18 protein-coding genes are annotated in these 20,060 nt (G+C 69.0%); 6 read left to right on the forward strand and 12 right to left on the reverse strand.

Annotation, left to right across the window (positions count from 1 at the left end; all coding sequences use genetic code 11):
• Positions 1-36: 36 nt before the first annotated feature.
• The 6 genes from pdxT to pgsA all read right to left on the reverse strand — a co-directional run bounded on the left by pdxT (position 37) and on the right by pgsA (position 5,408).
• Positions 37-639 (reverse strand): pyridoxal 5'-phosphate synthase glutaminase subunit PdxT, encoded by a 603-nt coding sequence (gene pdxT / locus JHN45_RS28880; RefSeq protein ID WP_201051410.1) that lies wholly within the window; start codon positions 637-639, stop codon positions 37-39.
• Entirely contained in the window at positions 639-1,487 is an 849-nt protein-coding gene (pdxS, locus tag JHN45_RS28885) for a pyridoxal 5'-phosphate synthase lyase subunit PdxS (RefSeq protein ID WP_234468195.1), read from the reverse strand. The genes pdxT and pdxS overlap by 1 nt, the downstream gene beginning before the upstream one ends.
• A gap of 472 nt (positions 1,488-1,959) precedes the next feature.
• Positions 1,960-2,502 carry a hypothetical protein gene (locus tag JHN45_RS28890; RefSeq protein ID WP_201051412.1) on the reverse strand — a complete coding sequence of 181 codons (543 nt, stop codon included), beginning with the start codon at positions 2,500-2,502 and terminating at the stop codon, positions 1,960-1,962.
• A gap of 163 nt (positions 2,503-2,665) precedes the next feature.
• Entirely contained in the window at positions 2,666-3,826 is a 1,161-nt protein-coding gene (locus JHN45_RS28895; RefSeq protein ID WP_201051413.1) for a glycosyltransferase family 4 protein, read from the reverse strand.
• Positions 3,823-4,734, reverse strand: a complete 912-nt coding sequence (locus JHN45_RS28900; RefSeq protein ID WP_200711359.1) for a phosphatidylinositol mannoside acyltransferase — start codon at positions 4,732-4,734, stop codon at positions 3,823-3,825. The genes JHN45_RS28895 and JHN45_RS28900 overlap by 4 nt, the downstream gene beginning before the upstream one ends.
• Positions 4,731-5,408 carry a phosphatidylinositol phosphate synthase gene (pgsA, locus tag JHN45_RS28905; protein WP_200711360.1) on the reverse strand — a complete coding sequence of 226 codons (678 nt, stop codon included), beginning with the start codon at positions 5,406-5,408 and terminating at the stop codon, positions 4,731-4,733. Before pgsA ends, JHN45_RS28900 begins: the two co-directional genes overlap by 4 nt.
• Positions 5,409-5,699: 291 nt before the next feature.
• On the opposite strand from pgsA, the gene JHN45_RS28910 reads away from it, so the two are divergent.
• Positions 5,700-7,898, forward strand: coding sequence for an elongation factor G-like protein EF-G2 (locus JHN45_RS28910; RefSeq protein WP_201051415.1), 2,199 nt, complete (start codon positions 5,700-5,702; stop codon positions 7,896-7,898).
• 172 nt (positions 7,899-8,070) lie between these two features.
• Positions 8,071-9,738 carry a hypothetical protein gene (locus JHN45_RS28915; RefSeq protein WP_201051417.1) on the forward strand — a complete coding sequence of 556 codons (1,668 nt, stop codon included), beginning with the start codon at positions 8,071-8,073 and terminating at the stop codon, positions 9,736-9,738.
• Positions 9,739-9,763: 25 nt separating this feature from the next.
• Here the strand turns inward: JHN45_RS28915 and JHN45_RS28920 are convergent, their stop codons facing one another.
• Complete coding sequence (locus JHN45_RS28920; RefSeq protein WP_019066352.1) at positions 9,764-10,324, reverse strand: HIT domain-containing protein; 561 nt, start codon at positions 10,322-10,324, stop codon at positions 9,764-9,766.
• A gap of 67 nt (positions 10,325-10,391) precedes the next feature.
• On the opposite strand from JHN45_RS28920, the gene JHN45_RS28925 reads away from it, so the two are divergent.
• Positions 10,392-11,048 (forward strand): potassium channel family protein, encoded by a 657-nt coding sequence (locus JHN45_RS28925; RefSeq protein WP_201051419.1) that lies wholly within the window; start codon positions 10,392-10,394, stop codon positions 11,046-11,048.
• Between the two features lie 33 nt (positions 11,049-11,081).
• Here JHN45_RS28925 and thrS read toward each other — a convergent pair whose 3' ends face one another.
• The 3 genes from thrS to JHN45_RS28940 all read right to left on the reverse strand — a co-directional run bounded on the left by thrS (position 11,082) and on the right by JHN45_RS28940 (position 14,957).
• Entirely contained in the window at positions 11,082-13,058 is a 1,977-nt protein-coding gene (gene thrS / locus JHN45_RS28930) for a threonine--tRNA ligase (RefSeq protein WP_200711364.1), read from the reverse strand.
• Positions 13,059-13,170: 112 nt separating this feature from the next.
• A complete protein-coding gene (locus JHN45_RS28935) occupies positions 13,171-14,394 on the reverse strand; it encodes a hypothetical protein (protein WP_201051421.1) in 1,224 nt (407 codons plus the stop codon).
• On the reverse strand, positions 14,391-14,957 hold the full coding sequence (locus JHN45_RS28940; RefSeq protein ID WP_093624554.1) for a DUF4365 domain-containing protein: 567 nt from the start codon (positions 14,955-14,957) through the stop codon (positions 14,391-14,393). The genes JHN45_RS28935 and JHN45_RS28940 overlap by 4 nt, the downstream gene beginning before the upstream one ends.
• Positions 14,958-15,126: 169 nt before the next feature.
• Here JHN45_RS28940 and JHN45_RS28945 point away from each other — a divergent pair, with 169 nt between their 5' ends.
• On the forward strand, positions 15,127-15,852 hold the full coding sequence (locus JHN45_RS28945; RefSeq protein ID WP_200711366.1) for a 3'-5' exonuclease: 726 nt from the start codon (positions 15,127-15,129) through the stop codon (positions 15,850-15,852).
• Between the two features lie 25 nt (positions 15,853-15,877).
• Here JHN45_RS28945 and JHN45_RS28950 read toward each other — a convergent pair whose 3' ends face one another.
• Positions 15,878-17,596: a DUF2207 domain-containing protein gene (locus JHN45_RS28950; RefSeq protein ID WP_201051423.1), complete on the reverse strand. Its 1,719-nt coding sequence runs from the start codon at positions 17,594-17,596 to the stop codon at positions 15,878-15,880.
• A 151-nt stretch (positions 17,597-17,747) separates the two neighbouring features.
• Between JHN45_RS28950 and JHN45_RS28955 the strand changes: the two genes are divergently transcribed.
• Together JHN45_RS28955 and JHN45_RS28960 are read left to right on the forward strand one after the other, a co-directional pair.
• Positions 17,748-18,203 (forward strand): helix-turn-helix domain-containing protein, encoded by a 456-nt coding sequence (locus JHN45_RS28955; RefSeq protein ID WP_236584230.1) that lies wholly within the window; start codon positions 17,748-17,750, stop codon positions 18,201-18,203.
• A gap of 130 nt (positions 18,204-18,333) precedes the next feature.
• On the forward strand, positions 18,334-18,711 hold the full coding sequence (locus JHN45_RS28960; RefSeq protein ID WP_201051427.1) for a hypothetical protein: 378 nt from the start codon (positions 18,334-18,336) through the stop codon (positions 18,709-18,711).
• A gap of 58 nt (positions 18,712-18,769) precedes the next feature.
• Here JHN45_RS28960 and JHN45_RS28965 read toward each other — a convergent pair whose 3' ends face one another.
• Positions 18,770-19,894, reverse strand: coding sequence for a hypothetical protein (locus tag JHN45_RS28965; RefSeq protein ID WP_201051429.1), 1,125 nt, complete (start codon positions 19,892-19,894; stop codon positions 18,770-18,772).
• Positions 19,895-20,060: the final 166 nt, after the last annotated feature.

Genomic DNA, 20,060 nt, shown 5'->3' on the forward strand with positions numbered 1-20,060 from the left:
GCGTAACCCAACTCTTTACGAACCCCAGAGATCCTACTAGGACCCTGGAGCCAGGTTCGCGCGCACCATGTCGACGAACAGGGAGTGCACGCGGTGGTCGCCGGTCAGTTCCGGGTGGAACGACGTGGCGAGCGCGTTGCCCTGGCGGACCGCGACGATGTGGCCCTCGTGTTCGGCGAGCACCTCGGTCTCGGCGCCGACGGACTCGACCCAGGGGGCGCGGATGAAAACGCCCTCTACAGGATCGCCCTCGACGCCCTTCACGTCGACAGCCGCTTCGAAGGACTCGTTCTGACGTCCGAAGGCGTTGCGACGCACGATCATGTCGATGCCGCCGATCGTCTCCTGGCCCGAGCGCGGGTCGAGGATCTTGTCGGCGAGCATGATGAGTCCGGCGCAGGTGCCGTAGACGGGCATACCGGCACGCACGCGTGCGCGCAGGGGGTCCATCAGTCCGAAGAGGACGGCCAGCTTGGAGATGGTGGTGGACTCACCCCCGGGGATGACGAGGGCGTCCACCTCGGCGAGTTCCTCGGGGCGCCTGACCTGCCTGGCCACGGCGTCGGCCGCGGCCAGGGCGATCAGGTGTTCCCGTACGTCGCCCTGGAGCGCGAGCACTCCGACTACGGGAGTGGTCATCACCAGCCCCGGTTCGCGTAACGCTCGGCCTCGGGGAGGGTGTCGCAGTTGATGCCGACCATGGCCTCGCCCAGGTTGCGGGACGCGTCCGCGATGATCTTCGGGTCGTCGTAGAACGTGGTGGCCTTCACGATGGCGGCGGCGCGCTTGGCCGGGTCGCCGGACTTGAAGATGCCGGAGCCGACGAAGACGCCCTCGGCGCCGAGCTGGCGCATGAGCGCGGCGTCGGCGGGGGTGGCGACGCCACCGGCGGAGAACAGCACGACCGGGAGCTTGCCGAGTTCGGCGACCTCGCGGACCAGCTCGTACGGGGCGCGCAGGTCCTTGGCGGCGGCGTACAGCTCGTTGTTGTCGAAGCCGCGCAGGCGGGCGATCTCGTTCTTGATCTGGCGCAGGTGGCGGACCGCCTCGACGACGTTGCCGGTACCGGCCTCGCCCTTGGAGCGGATCATCGCGGCGCCCTCGGCGATGCGGCGCAGGGCCTCGCCCAGGTTGGTGGCACCGCACACGAAGGGGGTGGTGAAGGCGAACTTGTCGCTGTGGTTGACCTCGTCGGCCGGGGTGAGGACCTCGGACTCGTCGATGTAGTCGACACCGAGGGACTGCAGGACCTGGGCCTCGACGAAGTGGCCGATGCGGGACTTGGCCATGACCGGGATGGAGACCGCCTCGATGATCTCCTCGATCATGTTCGGGTCGGACATCCGGGCAACGCCACCGTCCTTGCGGATGTCGGCGGGGACCCGCTCCAGGGCCATGACGGCGACGGCTCCGGCGTCCTCGGCTATCTTCGCCTGCTCGGCGTTGACCACGTCCATGATCACACCGCCCTTGAGCTGCTCGGCCATACCGCGCTTGACGCGCGCGGTGCCGGTCTCGGGAGTCTGGGCGGAGCTGGGGGTGCTGGACACGGGGTGACCTCACTGGGTGAAAGAGGGCTGCTGCACCATTGAGGAAACGCGAGAGGTGCAGGCCACAGCAAGGGCCAATGAACAGCCGGTGGATCGTTTTCGAACGGCGGTGCCTCCGGGGGCTCGGCGGCGGATCACGCCGGGGCGGGCCCCAAGTGCGCTCGGCTGCCGTGTCGCGGACCGCTCATGACAGCGCCGCTCAGCAGCCACATGCGCGGCTTTCACCGGAGTCGGTGGGTGCCCAGGACTCACCGGCGGATCATGCCGCGGACACAGGCCCTGGTGCGCTCGCCTGCGGTGCTGCAACCGAGCTCCGTCTCCCCGGGCTCGCCGCCCACCTGCGGCAGCACCCGATGCCCCGGCGTCCTCCGCCTCCGAGCCGCCCTCGACTCACGCCGCCGGACAGGCGCTACGCCGCCCGGTCCACCAGTGCCGCCGGTGGCTCGTCGTCCATTTCGAAGGCCATCGGGAAGGGGGCGTGTCCCGCCAGGTGGAACCAGCGGACCTTGCGGTGTTCGCGCAGGCGGCGGGCGGCGCCCACGGCGTCGTTGTGGAAGCGCCGGGCCATCGGGACGCGTCGTACCGACTCGGCGAGTTCGCGGGCCGCCTCCTCTCCGCCGGGGGCCTCGCGGACGCCCTCGACCTGCGGGGGCTCGGCGAAGACGGCGCGCAGGGCCTGGCTCAACTCGCTCTCGGCGACCTCCCGTTGCTCCTCCTCGGCCTGCCGGGCGGCGTGCGCGGCCTCGTAGAGGACGATCGAGGCGGCCGGGTCGAGGACTCCGGAGGTGGCCAACTCCTGTGTCACCGAGGCGCGGCGCAGCAGTTGGGCGTCGAGCGCCGCGCGGGCCGCGTCGATCCGGGTGTGCAGCCGGTCGAGCCGGCCCGCGGTCCAGCTCAGGTACAGGCCGATCGCCACGAGGGCGACGAGGATCCAGATCAGAGTTGCGCTCACGGGCGGCAAGGCTACCGGGCCGTTCCACCGGGGTTGACCGGGATTCGTGCGGGGTGTCGGTGCGGGCGTTGCGGGGGCTGCCGCCCCCACTCCCCCGCTTCGGCCTGGACGGCCTCGTCCTCAAACGCCGGACGGGCTGGACATACCGAGAAGTCGCCGCCTCTCAGTCCCGCGCCAACCCGAACCGCGCCCGCAGCCCCGTCCGTTCGTCCGTCGCCACCGCTGCCGCGCCCGCCGTCACCGTCTCGTACACGGACAGGATGTCGGCCCCGACGGTCGACCAGTCGAAGCGCCGGACATGAGCGCTCCCCTGCCGGCTCAGCTGCGCCAGCCGCTCGGGGTCGCCGAGGAGTCGTACAGCCGCCTCGGCGAGGGTGTCCGCGTCCTCGTTGGTGAACAGTTCGCCGGCCGCGCCCTGGTCGAGGACCTGTGCGAAGGCGGGCAGGTCGGAGGCGAGGACCGGGGCGCCCGCCGACATGGCCTCGACGAGGATGATGCCGAAGCTCTCGCCGCCGGTGTTGGGGGCGACGTAGAGGTCGATGCTGCGCAGGAAGCGGGCCTTGTCGTCGTCGCTGATCATGCCGAGGAACTCGACGCGCGAGCGCAGTTCCTCGGGGAGCGTCTCGACGGCCTCCTCCTCGTCGCCGCGTCCGGCGACCAGGAGCCGGGCGTTGGGGCGCGCGGCGAGGATCTTCGGCAGGGCCTTCATCAGCACCGGGAGGCCCTTGCGGGGTTCGTCGATGCGCCCTATGAAGCCGATGGTCTCGCCCTGCCACTCGGGCTTGGGTTCGGCGCGGGCGAAGAAGTCGACGTCGACGCCGTTCGGGATGACGACCGCGTCCCCGCCGAGGTGTTCGACGAGCGTGCGGCGGGCGTACTCGCTCACGGCGATCCGCGCGCTGATCTTCTCCAGCGCGGCCTGGAGGATCGCGTACGCGGCGATCATCGCCCGGGAGCGCGGGTTGGAGGTGTGGAAGGTCGCCACGATCGGGCCGGAGGCCGCCCAGCAGGCCAGCAGGCCCAGCGACGGCGAGGTCGGCTCGTGGATGTGGATGACGTCGAACTCGCCGTCGTGCAGCCAGCGTCGGACCCGGGCGGCGGACAGGAAGCCGAAGTTCAGCCGGGCCACCGAGCCGTTGTACGGCACCGGGACCGCGCGGCCGGCCGAGACGACGTACGGCGGGAGCGGGGTGTCGTCGTCGGCCGGGGCGAGGACGGACACCTCGTGGCCGAGCCGGATGAAGTACTCGGCGAGGTCCCTGATGTGGAACTGGACGCCGCCGGGCACGTCCCAGGAGTAGGGGCAGACGATGCCGATCCTCACGAGGGTCCCTTCGTGGGATCGAGATCCGCGAGCCACAACCGCTGCAGCATGTGCCAGTCCTCCGGGTGGTCGGCGATGCCGGTGGCGAAGGCGTCGGCCAGCGCCTGTGTCATGACAGACGTCTTCTCGGCCCGGTCACCTGACTCGGGTACCTCGACGGGCGGATGGACACGTCCCCGCATGACCGGCGAGTCGTCGTACCAGAGCGTCACCGGGAGCAGCAGCGCGCCCGTCTGCTGGGCGAGGAGGGCCGGTCCTGCGGGCATGCGGGTTGCCTCGCCGAAGAACTTCACCTCGACCCCGGAGGCGGACAGGTCGCGCTCGGCGACCAGGCAGACCAGGCCGCCGTCGCGCAGCCGCCGGGCGAGCGTGCCGAAGGCGGTGCCGCCGCTGTGCGGCAGAACCTCCATGCCGAGGCCCTCGCGGTAGGCGACGAAGCGGTCGTAGAGCGTCTCCGGCTTGAGGCGTTCGGCGACCGTGGTGAACGGGGTCTCCAGCTTGGTGGTGACCCAGGCGCCGGCGAGGTCCCAGTTGGCGAGGTGCGGCAGCGCGAGGATGACACCGCGGTCGGAGGCGATGCCGTCGGTGAGGTGGTGGACGTCCTTGGGGTCGAAGCCCGTGCGGATCCGCTCGGGGCTCCAGGCGGGGAGCCGGAAGGACTCCATCCAGTAGCGGAGGTACGACCGCATGCCCGCGCGCGAGAGCTCGGCGAGCCGCTCGGGGCTCGCGTCGGGCACCACGCGCGCGTAGTTGCTCTCCAGCCGTCGTACGCCCTTGCCGCGCCGCTTCCAGGCGAGGTCGGCGATGGTGCGGCCGAGCCGGACGGCGACCGGCTCGGGGAGCTTCTTGACGGTGCTCCAGCCGAGGCCGTAGAGCGCGTCCGTCAGCCGCTCCCGGGCACTGCTCACGGGGTCGCCCCGGTGCTGTGCTGCTCGGCCTCCTGAGCCGCGGCGGCGTCGGCCTCGGCGGCCTCCCGACGGACCGTGACGACCCGCTGGATGAGCGTGACCAGGCTGCCGACGGCGACGATCCACAGCGCGATGGGCAGCAGCCACTGGATGCCCGGGACGCCGAACTTGTGGAGCCCGGAGAGACCGCACGCGACGAGTGAGATCACCAGTCGCTCGGCGCGCTCGACCAGGCCGTTGACGGCCACCGGCAGGCCGATGGCCTCGCCGCGTGCCTTGGTGTACGACACCACCTGGCCGCTGGCCAGGCAGAAGATCGAGACGGCGCACAGGGCGATGTTGTCGCCGCCGCCCGCGTACCAGAGGGCCAGGCCGCCGAAGACGGCGCTGTCGGCCACCCGGTCGAGCGTGGAGTCGAGGAAGGCGCCCCAGCGGCTGGAGCGGCCCAGCTGGCGGGCCATGTTGCCGTCGACGAGGTCGGAGAACACGAACAGCGTGATCACGACCGTGCCCCAGAAGAACTCGCCCATGGGGTAGAAGACCAGCGCGCCCGCGACCACTCCGGCGGTGCCGAGGAGGGTGACCGTGTCGGGGCTGACGCCCCGGCGGATCAGAAACGCGGCGAACGGCGTGAGGACACGCGTGAAGAATGCACGCGCGTACTTGTTCAGCATGGCCTTCCCGGAGGGTCGGTGTCGCCGCGCGGCCCCTGTTGGCCACCGGCTGGCCCATCGTAGCCACGCGCGCGCGTGGGTGGCCGCCGGGCACCCGCGTGCCCGTGTTGTGAACGGCCGCAGTACGACTCGATGCCGTCGGTGCCGACGGCCGGATCGCGTCCGCTGTATGGACGCACCGTGACGGGAGTGGAAAGCTCGAACCACCGCGGGCGTCATCGGAGCCGCCACCGCACGCGGCACCGTGTGTCCGCGCCCACAGTGACCTCACCGTGCACGGGAGGCAAGGCCATGGGCGACAAGGCGAACGCACACCCCGGAGCCGCCGGCAGGGCTACGGCGGCCGACCACCCCGCGTCCGTACGGAATGTGGTGCTGGTCGGCCACTCCGGATCGGGCAAGACGACTCTGGTGGAGGCCCTCGCGCTGACCGCGGGGGCGGTGAACCGGGCGGGCCGTGTGGAGGACGGCGGCACCGTCTCCGACTACGACGAGATCGAGCACCGCCAGCAGCGCTCGGTGCAGCTCTCCCTGGTGCCCGTCGACTGGGACGGGTACAAGGTCAATCTTCTGGACACTCCCGGATACGCCGATTTCGTCGGCGAGTTGAGGGCCGGTCTGCGTGCGGCGGACGCGGCCCTCTTCGTCGTCTCGGCCTCGGACGGCGTGGACGGCTCGACCCGCATGGTGTGGGAGGAGTGCGCGGCGGTCGGCATGCCGCGCGCCATCGTCATCACGCATCTGGAGTCCGCCCGCGCGGACTTCGAGTCGATGACCCGGTACTGCGCGGAGGCGTTCGGCGCGGACGACCCCGACGCCGTACTCCCGCTGTATCTGCCGTTGCACGGCGCGCCGGGGCCCGACGGGCACGCGCCCGTGACCGGGCTGGTGGGGCTGCTGTCGCAGAAGCTGTTCGACTACGCGTCCGGGGAGCGCAAGGAGTCCGAGCCCGGGGCCGACCAGGTGCCCGGGATCGAGGAGGCCCGCAACCGGCTCATCGAGGGGATCATCTCGGAGAGCGAGGACGAGACCCTCATGGACCGCTATCTCGGCGGCGAGGACATCGACGTCAAGACGCTGATCGCGGACCTGGAGCGGGCCGTCGCGCGCGGGGTGTTCTTCCCCGTCCTGGCCGCCGCCCCCGCCGCCGAGGGCGCCCGGCAGGGTCTCGGCACGGTCGAGCTCCTTGAGCTGATCACACGCGGTTTCCCGACCCCGCTGGAGCGCGAGGCGCCCGGCGTCACCACGGTCGACGGCAGGGCGCGGGAGCTGAAGGCCTGCGACCCGAACGGGCCGCTGGTCGCCGAGGTCGTGAAGACCGCCTCCGACCCGTACGTCGGCCGGGTCTCCCTGGTGCGCGTCTTCTCGGGCACGCTGCGCCCCGACGAGACGATCCATGTCTCCGGGCACGGCCTCGCCGACCGGGGGCACGAGGACCACGACGTCGACGAACGCGTCGGCGCCCTGTCCGCGCCCTTCGGCAAACAGCAGCGGGCGCTCACGCACTGCATCGCGGGCGACCTCGCGTGCGTGGCGAAGCTGGGCCGCGCGGAGACCGGGGACACCCTCTCGGCCAAGGACGACCCGCTCCTGATGGAGCCCTGGGAGATGCCCGACCCGTTGCTGCCGCTCGCCATCCAGGCGCACAGCAAGGCGGACGAGGACAAGCTCTCGCAGGGCCTCAGCAGGCTCGTCGCCGAGGACCCCACCATGCGCCTGGAACAGAACCAGGACACCCACCAGGTCGTTCTGTGGTGCCTCGGCGAGGCCCACGCGGACGTCGCCCTGGAACGGCTGCGCAGTCGCTACGGCGTCCAGGTCGACCTCGTGCCGCACAAGGTCTCCCTCCGGGAGACGTTCGCCGCCAAGGCGCAGGGGCGCGGCCGGCACGTCAAACAGTCGGGCGGGCACGGGCAGTTCGCGATCTGCGAGATCGAGGTCGAGCCGCTGCCGGGCGGCACGGGTATCGAGTTCGTGGACAAGGTCATCGGCGGCGCGGTGCCGCGGCAGTTCATCCCGTCGGTGGAGAAGGGCGTAAGGGCCCAGGCCGCCAAGGGAGTTGCGGCCGGCCATCCCCTCCTCGACGTACGGATCACGCTCCTGGACGGCAAGGCGCACTCGGTGGACTCCTCGGACGCCGCGTTCCAGACGGCGGGCGCGCTGGCCCTGCGGGAGGCCGCGGCGGAGGCGAAGATCCATCTCCTGGAGCCGGTGGCCGAGGTGACCGTGCTGGTCGGCGACGACTACGTGGGCGCCGTCATGAGCGACCTGTCCGGGCGCCGCGGCCGGGTCCTCGGAACCGAGCAGACGACCGGCGGACGCACCCTGATCCGGGCCGAGGTCCCCGAGATAGAGATCGGCCGCTACGCCGTCGACCTCCGCTCCCTCTCGCACGGCACGGCCCGCTTCAACCGCGCCTACGTCCGGCACGAACCGATGCCCCCGCAGATCGCCGAACGGATCCGCGAACAGGCGGGCGACGCCCCGTAGTTCGGGATCTGACGCCCCGTAGTCGGGATCTTCGCCGTCGGCGGGCGGCTTTCGGCCGTCCGCCGACGAATGTCCGTGCCTGCCGATACGCTGATGACCTGATCAACAGGTGTGCGGAGCACGGAAGTCGGGAAAGCCGCAGAAGCGGGAGCAGCGGCGATCGGGGGCGGGAATGACCGTTGACAGCGGTTACGCGGACATCTTCGGACCACAGGTGCCGCGTACGGGCGACGAGGGCCAGACGGCGACCTTCGCGCTCGCCTCGGCGGCCTACCGGGACAACCCGGTCGCGGACATCAAGAAGGCCGACAACGAATGGCACCAGACGACCGTCAACGAGGGCCGCAAGTGGGCGACGATCTTCCGCCCCAACCTCGGTGAGGCGTTCGCCGGAGCCGTCGTGGCCCGCATGCTCGGCCCCGGCCGCAAGCCGCTCATCCAGTCGTTCGGCACCGAGCCGCAGGCCGTCGTGGAACACGCCCTGGCGGCCAACAACATCCGCCGCACGCGGGACAACAGGCTGTCCATGATCATGGTGCTGTGCGGTCTGCTGTTCCTGCCCGGGCTGATCGTCTGGCTGCTGGTCTTCCAGCTGCGCAGCCTGATCGACAAGCGCACCCAGACGAACAAGCGGGCCGGCGCGATCGCCACGACCCTGCTCGTCGCGGTGGGCGCGGTCGCCGTGATCTTCCTGGTCAAGGCGCCCTTCGCGGGCTTCTGGTCCTGGTACGCACGCGCGTGCGTCGTTCTCCCCGTGGTCGGCTGGCTGTGGGCCAAGCAGGTCTGCGAGAACACCGCGAAGGATCTGCGCGGGCGCTGGGACAGCCTGCTCTCCGGCAGCAGCGTCGGCGCCAAGGTCCCCGAGGCGGTGCCGACCAGCCCCGGCGAGACCCAGGCCGAGCAGTTGCGCCAGGCCCTGGCCCAGCTCAGCGCCGAGCAGCAGTCCAACTCGGTCTTCTACGCCGGGCCCAAGGGCATCCTCGGCATGGGCACCCGCTGGGGCAGCTGGCAGCTCGCCGAGGACCTGATCGCACGCGACGCCACCCGGGAGATCCACCCCTTCCGCAGCTGGGACGTCATCCGCAACATCCATGACGACCTGCGCATGCTGGAGCGGAACACGATCAACACCGGCGGGTTCCCGAAGGCGTCGGTACGGCACTGGATCGTCACGCCGGTCGGCGAGGGCGCCAAGGCGGTGTCCCGGCCGGACAGCACGGACGTGGAGGCGTACCAGGTCAAGTCGCACGCGATACAGGAAATCTGCAACAAGCAGCAGTTCGGCGCCGGTGACCGCCATTACCTGGGTGTCCAATGGACGCTCTGGGAAGGGCAGTTGGTCATCACGATGATGATCACGGTGACCGTGCTGCACAAGACGCTGCGCATCGAGATCACCGGGCACGCGCTCGGTCCCGTGAACTCGCTGTTCACCGGCAAGCCCGAGGCCCCGACGAAGAGCGTCCAGAAGACCTTCAAGCCCTGGGAGAACCGCAGCGTCAAGCTCCCCCTCGTCCCCGCCGACGAGGTCGTACGGCTCGCGGTCCGCGCCCCGATCACCTGGTACCCGCCGCTGCTGAACTGGCTCGGCGGTTCGATAGCCCTGCCCGAGCCGTTCGGCCTGCGGCACGCCTGGGCCGATCAGCCCTGGCGCCACCGCTTCATGGCGGACGACGCGCTGCGCGCCGCGACACCGGTACTGCGCGTGGTGCACGCCGCGGCGATCCGCGTCCTCGAGGAGAACGGCGTGGACACGGAGAAGTTCAGCAGCCGCTCGTCGGTCCTCAGCGGAGGCGTGCAGGACGTGTCACCGCGCAAAGCGGACACCTACGACGCGTAGGCAACCACACGGGACGCCGCGTGGCTCACGCCGTGGGCCACGCGTCCGCCAGCATCTTCCGTGTGTCCGCGAGGAGTTGGGGCAGCACCTTGGTGTGGCCGACCACCGGCATGAAGTTGGTGTCGCCGCCCCAGCGCGGGACGATGTGCTGGTGCAGATGGGCGGCGATGCCCGCGCCCGCCACGCTCCCCTGGTTCATGCCGATGTTGAAGCCATGGGCGCCGGACGCGGTGCGCAGGGCCGTCATCGCCTGCTTGGTGAGCGCCGCGAGTTCCACGGTCTCCGCGTCGGTCAGGTCGGTGTAGTCGGCGACGTGCCGGTACGGCACGACCATCAGATGGCCGCCGTTGTACGGGTACAGATTCAGCACCCCGTACACCAGCTCACCGCGCCTGACGATCAGCCCGTCCTCGTCCGATTTCGCCGGAATCGAGCAGAAGGGGCAACCGTCGTCGGCCCCGGGGCCGGTCGGCTTGTTCTCGCCCTGGATGTAGGCCATCCGGTGCGGGGTCCACAGGCGCTGGAACGCGTCCGGCGTCCCCACTCCGATCTGCTGCTCCGGCTCACTCGTCATGCAAGTCAGCATATGGCTTCGCTCGTTCGCGGCGTGTCGCCGGGGTTGCGCGAAGGGGGCCCGCCGCCAAGCTGGACCGATGGACGACGACAGTCGCAAGGCCCGGTGGGAGCGCCGCACCGAGGTTCCGCTCGCCATCGCGTCGATGGTCTACCTCGCCGCGTACGCGGTCCGCATCCTGCCCCACGGTCTGCCGGGCGACTGGCAGGATCTCTGCCTCACCGTGCTGTTCGGGGCGTGGGCGCTCTTCGCCGTCGACTACGCGGTCCGCTGGCGCCTCAGCGGCCAACGCCTGCGCTTCATCCGCACGCACTGGCTCGACACCCTGGTCCTGCTCCTGCCTCTCCTCCGCCCGCTGCGGGTCGTCAAGGTCTACGAGGCCGTACAGCGCCGGCACGGACAGCCCCGGCTCGCGCTGCACGCACGCGTGATCGTCTACGCCGGACTCGCCACCGTCCTGCTCGGCTTCGCGGGCGCCCTCTCGGTCTACCAGGAGGAACACACGGCACCCGGGGCGACGATAAAGACCTTCGGCGACGCCGTCTGGTGGACCTGCGCCACCTTCGCGACCGTCGGCTACGGCGACGTCGCGCCGATCACCCCGCTGGGCCGCCTGATCGCCGTAGGAATGATGGCCATCGGCCTGGCCCTCCTGGGCGCGGTCACCGGAACCTTCGCCTCCTGGCTGCTCCAGGTCTTCGCGAGGGAGGACGACGAGAGGCCCCCGGGGGTCTGAACTCCCCGGGGGCCTCTCAAAAAAGCTACGGCCTCAGACCTGCACCCGGTCCGCCACGATCTGCTCGATCTTCGCGATGGCCTCGTCGAACGCGATGCCGTTCTCCTGCGAGCCGTCGCGGTAGCGGAAGGAGACCGTGCCCGCGTTCATGTCCTCGTCGCCGACGATGACCATGAACGGCACCTTCTGCTTCTGCGCGTTGCGGATCTTCTTCTGCATCCGGTCCGAGGAGGAGTCGACCTCGACGCGCAGGCCCTTCTTCTTGGCCGCCGCGGCGAACTTCTCCAGGTACTCGACGTGCCCGTCCCCGATCGGGATCCCGACCGCCTGCACCGGCGCGAGCCACGCCGGGAAGGCACCCGCGTAGTGCTCGAGCAGCACCGCGAAGAACCGCTCGATCGAACCGAACAGCGCGCGGTGGATCATGACCGGCCGCTGCTTGGAGCCGTCAGGACCCGTGTACTCCAGGTCGAAGCGCTCCGGCAGGTTGAAGTCCAGCTGGACGGTGGACATCTGCCAGGTCCGGCCGATCGCGTCCTTCGTCTGGACGGAGATCTTCGGGCCGTAGAACGCGGCCCCACCCGGGTCGGGCACGAGCGGCAGCCCCTGCTTCTCGGCCACCTGGCGCAGCGTCTCCGTGGCCTCTTCCCAGACCTCGTCCGAGCCGACGAACTTCTCCGGGTCCTTGGTCGACAGCTCCAGGTAGAAGTCCGTCAGACCGTAGTCGCGCAGCAGGTTCAGGACGAACGTGAGCGTCTTGTCCAGCTCGTCCGCCATCTGCTCGCGCGTGCAGTAGATGTGCGCGTCGTCCTGCGTGAAGCCCCGCGCGCGGGTCAGACCGTGCACGACGCCCGACTTCTCGTACCGGTACACGGTCCCGAACTCGAAGAGCCGCAGCGGCAGTTCACGGTACGAGCGGCCGCGCGCGTCGAAGATCAGGTTGTGCATCGGGCAGTTCATGGGCTTGAGGTAGTAGTCCACGCCCTCGTCGAGCTGCATGGGCGGGTACATGCCGTCGGCGTACCAGTCCAGGTGCCCGGACGTCTCGAAGAGCTTCCCCTTCGTCGCGTGCGGGGTGTAGACGAACTCGTAGCCCTCCTCCTCGTGGCGGCGCCGCGAGTAGTCCTCCATGACCCGGCGGACGACCCCGCCCTTGGGGTGGAAGACCGCGAGACCGGAACCGATCTGCTCGGGGATCGAGAACAGGTCCAGCTCGCTGCCCAGTTTGCGGTGGTCGCGCTTCTCGGCCTCGACCAGGAAGTCGAGGTGCGCCTTCAGCTCCTCCTTGGAGGGCCAGGCGGTGCCGTAGATGCGCTGGAGCATGGGGTTCTTCTCGCTGCCGCGCCAGTACGCGGCGGCGTTGCGCATCAGCTTGAACGCCGGGATGTTCCGGGTGGTCGGCAGGTGCGGGCCCCGGCAGAGGTCCTTCCAGCACAGGTCGCCGGTCTTGGCGTCGAGGTTGTCGTAGATCGTCAGCTCGCCGCCGCCGACCTCGACGTCCGCGCCGTCGTCCGTGGACGCGGAGCCCTTGATGCCGATGAGTTCGAGCTTGTACGGCTCGTTCGCCAGCTCGGCGCGGGCGTCCTCGTCGGTGACGACACGGCGCGAGAACCTCTGCCCCCGCTTCTGGATCTCCTGCATCTTCTTCTCGACGGCCTTGAGATCCTCGGGCGTGAACGGCCGCTCGACGTCGAAGTCGTAGTAGAAGCCGTCCTTGACCGGCGGGCCGATGCCGAGCTTGGCCTCGGGGAACAGCTCCTGCACGGCCTGGGCCATGACGTGCGCGGTGGAGTGGCGCAGGATGTTGAGGCCGTCGGCGGAGGAGATCTCGACGCCTTCGACCTCGTCCCCCTCGGAGACGACGTAGGCCAGGTCCTTGAGCTCTCCGGCCACGCGCGCGGCGATGATCGAGCGCTCGCCGGCGAAGAGCTCGGCGGCCGTCGTGCCCGTCGTCACCGTGCGCTCTTCCCGCTCGGAATCGCGTTGGATGATCACGCGGACGTCTGACACCGGTCTCTCCTGACTGCGGGGTGGATGCGGCGCCATACCGTGAGCGCGCGCAATAGGGGATCGTACCGACCCTACGGGCCCCACCGCGAAACGGTTGCCGCACTCCCCTCCCTCAGTCCTCCCCGCTGCACGCCTCCTCGAAGAAGTCGAGGTTCTCCTGGAGGGACTTCATCAGCCGGTCCCGCTCCGCCTCGTCCACCTGCACGGGTACGACCCCGGAGGCGCCGGTCAGCCTGCGGAAGCCGCCCCGGCTCTCCAGCCGCCCGTGCACCCGCACCGGGAGCCCGACGAGATGGGCGTGACCGGCGATCCGGTACGACTCCTCGTCCAGCGTCATCCGGACGTGCCCGACCTCGGCGCCGGCGATCACCTGCATCCGTACGGTGCCCTCGCCGCGCGGCCCGGAGCGGCGCATCCGCACCACCGAGCCGGTGATGCGCACGGGCATGGACGGTTCCTCCCGCAGGTAGCGGGCGCCGGCCGCGCGCAGCACGGGCAGGTCGCCGGGCGAGAACTCGACGGCCTCGGCGGGGGCCGCGCAGCCCTCGGGGACACCTGCGGCGGGCGCCCACTCGACGGCGATCCGGGCGCCCTCGGTGCCGCGGACGAGCGCGACGATGGCCTCGGTCAACTCGCGGCTGACGCCCGCCTCGACGGCTCCGTCGAAGGCGTCCATGCCGCCGGTGGCCCGCTGGTAGTCGATGGCCTCGCGGGTGGCGTACAGGGCCTGGTGCAGGCGTACGGCGAGGGTGCGGCCGGTGTCGACGGGGACGAAGGCGGTGAGCTGCCGGCCGCCGGGGGCGGAGCCGACGAGGACGTGTTCGAGGGACGCGGCGGCGGGGCGGCGGTGGCGGGCGCCGTAGTAGCCCGCTCGCGCGCGGGTGGCGAGGGCGGCGGCGAGCAGCATCTGGCGTGCTGCGGCGCGCAGTTGCTCCTCGACGGTCCAGGGCGCGGCGCCGGCCGGGCCGGTCGGGATGTCCCGCCACCAGCGGATCTCGTCGCTCGGTACGGCGAGGCCGACGAGGACCTCGCGGGCGGAGGGGGTGTTGCTGCGGGCGAGGGCGAAGAGCGCCTCGCCGAGGAGGTCGTCGCTGTCGGGGAAGGCCCGGCTCTCGGGGACCAGCAGGCTGGTGCCCGAGCCGCCGGGCCCGGGTGGGGTCCAGCGGCCGTAGCGTCCGGGGGCACCGCCGCGCCGCTGCCAGCCGTGCCGGCGCAGCAGGGCGCCGAGGACGGCGGGGTCGACCTGGTCGGGCTCGGGCGGGCGCTCCCAGGAGGTGGTGTCCACGGGATGCGGCCGTACCTGCCTCAGGTGTTCCTCGACCGAGCGGTCCCTCATGGCCTGCCTCCCGTCCCGACCCGCGTCATGATCTCGCACAGCGCCCGGTCGTCGAAGATGCGCGCGGTCGGTATGCGCACGGTGGTCCGGGTCCGGCCGGTGATCGCGTGACCGGCGAGGTTGACCCAGTAGCAGCAGTGGCGCAGGTCGAGCCGGTCGTGGCTGGCGCGCAGCCAGTCGTCCTGGGAACGCGGGACGAGCATCACGACCAGGATCTTGTGCACCGAGACCGGGGTGCGGGCGAGCTTGCGCAGGTGGTCGTTGTCGAGCGTGAAGGAGAAGGAACGGCCGGGTGGGTTCGGCGGGATCTGGTAGGTGCACTTGAGCTGCACCTTGATGGTGACCTCGTCGTCCACCGTGTGTCCGGGCGAGCCGTGACTGACGTGCCAGTCGATGCCGTTGTCCGGAAAGGGCTGCGACAGCGAGCAGCCGGCCGCGGCTGCCACGGCGTGCAGATAGCCCACCTGCAAGGTTTCCATGCAGGCGGTGGTGGCGAGCGATCCGCGATGGGGTGCCGTCCGTTCGGGCAGCAGCCCGCCCCGCTCGGGCTGCGCTATCACCATGACCAATTCGCCTTCCACGCCAAGTGTTTCCCCGTACCGGGCCGCTGAACTGCAAAGACCCGCACTCCTGTTGTGTCCTTCCGGCGTACGGCGCAAACAGCACGGGTATCACCAAACAGGCAGAAGACGGCGCGTCGACTGCCGTGGGTGAACGAGGAGTTGTGTACGTATGACGTGCTGGTACGAGGGCCCGTTGGCCGCGTTCGACACGGAGACAACGGGCGTGGATGTGGAGACCGACCGCATAGTGTCGGCCGCCGTCGTCGTCCAGGACGCCCCCGGTACCCGTCCGCGGGTTGCCCGGTGGCTGGTGAACCCGGGGGTGCCGGTGCCCGCCGGGGCGACGGCGATCCATGGACTGACGGACGAGCATCTTCAGCGCAACGGCCGCTGGCCCGCGCCGGTGATGCACGAGATAGCCGACGAGCTGGCCGAACAGGCCGCGATGGGACGCCCGTTGGTGGTGATGAACGCGCCCTTCGATCTGACGCTCCTGGACCGCGAACTGCGCCGCCACCGCGCGTCCTCCCTGGACCACTGGTTCCAGACGACAACGCTGCGAGTGCTGGATCCCCGGGTCCTCGACAAACACCTGGACCGCTACCGCAAGGGCCGCCGCACCCTCACCGACCTGTGCGCGCACTACGGCGTCACGCTGGACGGCGCGCACGACGCGGGCGCGGACGCGCTGGCCTCCCTGGAGGTGGTACGGGCCCTGGGCCGCCGCTTCGCGACCCGGCTGGAGCGCCTGACCCCCGCCGAACTGCACACCCTGCAGTCGACGTGGCACGCGGCCCAGGCACGCGGACTCCAGGCGTGGTTCACACGCAGCGGCACACCGGAGGTGGTGAGCACTGACTGGCCGCTCCGGCCGGGCCTGGCCGAAGCGGCCTGACGGTGTGGGGGCGCGCCCCCACACCTCACCAGGAGCCGCCGCCTCCCCCGCCGGCGCCGCCACCGACACCTCCGGAGGAGGAACCGCCGCCTGAGCCTGAACTCCCCGAGCCGGAGGACGCGTTGGCCGCGGAGACGACGACGGCGGCGAGCAGGACGTCACTGACACCCAGCGAGAAACTCCGACTCGCTCTCGCTGCCGCGGTCGAGGCGCCGACGGCCTGTTCCCAGGCGGCCTCGACTCCCAGGGAGACCGCCCATGCCGTGTAGCGCTCCGCGGTCTCCTCGGCGGGAGGTGCGTCGGGGCAGGTCGCCGGGTCGGCCAAGTAGCGCCGGAACGCCTCGACTTGGAGCCAGAGGGCGGAGCCGCGAGGGGTACGGGTGTCCAACTCCCAGCCCCGGGCTACGACGGTGAGACCGAGACCGGCGATCACGGCACCCACCAGCAGGACGGGAAGTCCGGCCGCGATGCGATGGCCGTTCAGCACCCCGCCGGTGACCACGAGGACCAACGCGAGGAACAGTACGGCCAGTTGGACCCAGGCCCAGTGGACGAGACGCTTGGTGAGGGTGGTGTCCCACAGGTCGCTCGCGTTGCGCCAGACGTCCAGCTTCCAGGAGAGGTCGTCCCAGCCCGCCTTGAAGGACGGGTTACGGAAGCCGAGGGCCAGGCTGCTGCCGCCGGTGAACATCCGGTCCAGCACGTCCCTGATCTCCCGGTTCACCGGACGCCCGTGCCGCTTCAGGACCGGATACTGATCGTCTCCCTCGACGGTGAGATGCCCGTCGGCCGCCGCGCTGAGCAGCCAGGCCACCTTGTGCTGGTCCGTGACCTTCTCCAGACGCAGGACGCCTGCCTGGGCCGGTGTCAGGCCCTCGGGCGGCGTCGCGGACGGAGTGACCGACCGGGCGAGCCGCTCGACCTCGACGCGCCGCACCCGCCCGCCGTCCTCCTGCACCCGGTCGCGCCCGAAGAACCGCAGAGTGCCCAACGTCAGCGCGACGCAGACCAGGGCAACGGCGAGGAACAGCACGCCGTTGCGCAGCGGATGCGGAAGGGAGGTGCCAACGGCCTTGCCGGTGGGCGCCGTTGGCAGCGCCGCCGCGGTCACGGTCCTGGCCTTGGCGGCGGTGGCGTACAGCGTGAGGCCTTCATGTCCGCTGAGCCTGTCGAGCTTGACGACGAGGTGTCCCGGCTCGCTCTGCCGGACCGAACAGGGCTTGCCGTCATCCCAGTTGCCGTGGACGCAGCGGAGACCGGTGAGTGCGTGCGTGTCCACCACGTGGATCTCCACGTCGGCCCGTTCGACCTTCCAGCCGGTGCCGACGGCGTCCCAGGCGAGCTTGCCGTTCTTCACCGCGTCGGGGACCGAGTACTGGATGCGATACCGGTGCACTCCCCCGACCGTGCGGTTGCGGTCGCCCACCTTGAGCCGGTCGGCGAGGGACTCCTTGCCGTTCTCGTCCCGGTAGATGGCGCCGAAGGCACTCGTGTAGGGGACCTTGTGTCCGTCCATGGTGGCCCGGACGTCATCGGCGTCGAAGTCCGCGTCCGGCACGTCGCGGTAGATGCCGTGCGTCTGGCCCGAGTGCCCGAAGTCGTAGTCGATCACCTCGGTGATCCGGGCGCTCCCGTCGGCGCGGATCTCGGCGCCGACCCACATCGAGGTGACCCGCTCCGTGTTCGAGAGCGCCTGGCAGCCGGCGCCGAGCCCGCCGAACCCCACCAGCACGAGCACGATCACGGCCAACGACCGTATGCGGCGCCGCCGCAGGGACGTGACCTTCCCCCGCCTCCCTCTCCGTCTCCTGCCTTCTCCACCACTCATGAGGCCCCCCTCAAGACGCACAGCGGACACAAGGACCTGCCCGGGATACGAAAAAACCGGCCCGCTGATGCGGACCGGCTTTTTCCCGGTGGGCGACAAGGTGCCTGACTGGAACACGAAGTCCAGGTTGCGGGCCCTTCGGGACCTGCTCGGTACGCTCCCTGATCCGTCGACACCACCGCCCGTTCAAGCACAGCGACCGAAGCGTAACAAGGCCAAGCGACTTAAGGATGCCCAGGTCGCAGAGCTGGTCGAGGCTTACGGGCATGGAGCCACCACCTACCAACTCGCTGATCGTTTCGACATCAAACGGCAGACGGTGAGCGCCATCCTCAAACGCAACGGCATCACACCGCGTTGGCGTCGACTCACCGAAGCCAACCTGGACGAAGCCGAACGGCTCTACGTCCAAGGCATGTCGCTTGCCCGTATCGCCGACCGGATGCATGTCGACGACGAGACAATACGGCTGCGACTACGGAAGCGCGGCGTGCAGATGCGTGATCCGCACGACCGAAGTTAACGGCCCCGAAGCCCCAAATTGGCCCCACTCATTGCTTAATGGACGGGGCCAATCGCTGTCCATACACCAAGTTTCAAGCTCGGTCGTCTATAACTATCTCCTGCCAACCAGTAACCGGAAGGAGATTTGAATGAGCGAACAAGCGCCAAACATGCCAGAGGAAGTATCAGCGCCCGAGGGGGAGCGTAAGCCCGTAGTGTTCGCCGTGCGCATTGATCCAGTTCTTCGAGAACAGATCGAAGGGCTGCGCGGCATAACCGAGCAGAGCGTCAATGACGTGGGAGTAGAGGCACTCGAAGGTTGGGTTGCACGGACGTTGGAAGACGAGAGCATCCGGCAGAAAGCCATGGCCGAGCTTGATGCCGAAGAACGCAGACTCCAGGAACGACGCAGCGCCATCGCAGGCATCTTAGGCAATACGGCCACTGAGGGAGCTGCCTCGGAAAGGGCGGAACCTGATACACCGAGCGCTGGTCGAGGCGGCCGACGACCAAAGTCAACCGATTAGCTACTGTCGGACTTCGCTAGCACCCTCGACTATGCGCCAAGGAAGTTACCAACCATCCCTATTCCGCCCATGCGTCAAGAGCGTCTGCGGTCTGAGCGATACAGGCATCAATCAGCGCCGAAAATGTCGGGAAGTCGTACTGCGGGAAGTAAATCGACGTCAGACCGAAAAGCGGCTTCCCGAAATCCAACTTGGAAACGTCCACTCGGGGGTCAAGGTAGTGCATGAGAGAGTTACGGAAGGGCTTGACGCCGATATCGGTGATAAGTCGTGCCGTAGGGTCGTCGACGATCTCCTTGATTGCCGCTACAGACTTCGGAGTCAAGTCCTGCGTCTGATCAGCGACCAGCGCATCAAGGCTCACAAGGATCTGATACAGGGTCAGGAAGCGGATCTTGAACACCGTGTACTCGGAGGTGTCACCACCAGCGGTCAGGACCAGCGACACGAAGTTCATCATGGCTCGAAATGTCGTGAGCAGTGCATTGAGCGTTGGCGTAGTGGAACCGTTGAAGACATGGCGGTGATACGGGACACACCTCAGATCACGCGAACTAAAAGCCGAATCCTCCAAGCTGGCAACGAATGTGCTCGGCCCGCCAAGCCGGGCACCCAGCTTTGCAAAATATTCGCCATACTCGGCATAAAGATCGGCTAGAAACTTGCCGTTATCCACACTCAGGGTATCCGAAGCCTCAGCTCCCATATGAAACGTGGTAGTGACGGTCGAACCGACCACGCGTCGACCATACAAAGAAAATCCTAGGTCGTTCCCAAAGATACGCGCCGGGGAGAACCACCACTTTCCCCGAAAACGACTCCTATGCGCCGGGAGTAGGACGTCATCATAATAGGCGAGCTGTCCAGAAATTCCGCGCTTTCTGTCCTCAAACAGCTTAAGCGAGTGACGCGAGCGCGCCACAATCCCCTTCGCCTTGGGCGACAGCACGGACACTAGGTTCGGATCAATGATTGACAGCTTAGACTGGGACTCGTGAACAAACAGCGAAAAGTAAGAAACCATCCCTAGAGCAACAACCGAGTTGCCATAGGAACCGTCGTCCCACTCAGTAATGTCCCGCGTGAAACGACCCACATAGACGGCATCCGCGACCGCCCAGCGCCTGATGACAGCATCGGAAGTAATCATTTCCACCCCTAAATATTCATTGAGAGTAGCCACATTATGCTCCTGCTCGCCACTCTCACGCAAACAGTTTAATTGCGCAATTGACAGGATCTTATATAATAAGATCTAAGGGAAGTTGCGTGTCCTGCCAACACGTAACGTAGGGTGAGGGCAGAAAAGAAGCGCCAAGAAGTTACCCCCCCCCCCGTTATGTTTTCCG

It is taken from the genome of Streptomyces sp. MBT53 (assembly GCF_016654115.1).
Taxonomy (GTDB): Bacteria; Actinomycetota; Actinomycetes; order Streptomycetales; family Streptomycetaceae; genus Streptomyces.